This window comes from Candidatus Obscuribacterales bacterium (assembly GCA_036703605.1).
Taxonomy (GTDB): domain Bacteria; phylum Cyanobacteriota; class Cyanobacteriia; order RECH01; family RECH01; genus RECH01.
Genome location: DATNRH010000875.1, coordinates 1 through 1,306, shown reverse-complemented (window position 1 = coordinate 1,306; position 1,306 = coordinate 1). Strand labels below are relative to the sequence as shown.

General features: G+C 53.7%; 1 protein-coding gene. It reads left to right on the top strand.

Annotated elements, in window-relative coordinates; genetic code table 11:
• Positions 1-77: 77 nt before the first annotated feature.
• On the top strand, positions 78-1,306 hold a 1,229-nt coding region (locus tag V6D20_18020), incomplete at its 3' end, for a zinc-dependent metalloprotease (protein HEY9817679.1).

Here is a 1,306-nt window from a genome sequence, read left to right as displayed (position 1 = left end):
CCACACCTATCGAAGATCCATTGGTGAAGCGATTCATCGTACGCCATCGTCTACAGAAAAAGGACCCCAGTGCGGCAATGAGTGAGCCGGTAGAGCCCATCATTTATTATGTGGATCGTGGTGCACCTGAGCCTATTCGCTCGGCGTTGATTGAAGGCGCCAGTTGGTGGAACCAGGCGTTTGAGGCGGCGGGATACACCAATGCCTTTCAGGTCAAAGTCATGCCGGAAGGCGCACACCCGTTGGATGTTCGCTACAATGTGATCCAAGGGGTACATCGGTCGACACGAGGCTGGAGCTATGGGAGCGGTATCACCGACCCACGCACAGGTGAGATGATCAAAGGACATGTGAGCCTGGGCTCCCTGCGTGTACGTCAGGACTTTCTGATCGCCACAGGCCTTCTACAGCCTTATGAGAACGGCGATGAGCAGCCCAATGCGATGACGGAGATGGCACTGGCCCGGTTAAGGCAACTTTCAGCGCATGAGGTAGGCCATACGTTAGGTCTGGCACACAATTTTGCTGCAAGCGTCAACGACCGAGCCTCAGTAATGGACTACCCACATCCGTACATCAAGCTGGACGCACAAGGCAACATTGACCTGTCAGAAGCCTATGACGATAAAATTGGTGCATGGGACAAAGTGACCATCTCGTATGGATATACCGATTTCCCGGAAGGCGAAAACCAGGAGAAGCTGGATGCCATGCTCGATAGAGCCTTTGATGGCGGGTTAAGATACATCACGGATCAGGATGCCCGTCCAGCGAGTGGGCTCCATTCGGAGGCGCATTTGTGGGATAATGGCACCAATGCAGCTATGGAGTTGGACCGGCTGATGAAGATCAGAAGAACGGTCCTTGACCAATTTTCGGAAAAAGCCATTAAGGAAGGGATGCCGATGAGCAGCATCGAAGAAGCGCTGGTGCCGATGTACCTGCTTCACCGATACCAGGTGGACGCCACCTCCAAGCTGATCGGAGGGTTGAACTATAGCTATGCGCTACGGGGTGGCAATGAAGTAGTGACAGAAATGCTGTCTACTGAGGCACAGATGACTGCCTTGCAGGCGTTGCTCAACACCGTGACGGCAGAACAGCTGAAGTTGCCGGAATCATTGCTGGGTCAGCTACCTCCCCGGGCATTTGGCTATTCACGATCCAGGGAGACCTTTGTGTCCAAGACTGGGCCGGCCTTTGATTATTTAGCCGCGGTGGAAACGGCAGCAAGCGTCCCATTCAGCTTTATCTTCAATGCAGACCGCTTTAACCGTCTGTTGATGTACAAGGCCAGAAGTGCCGA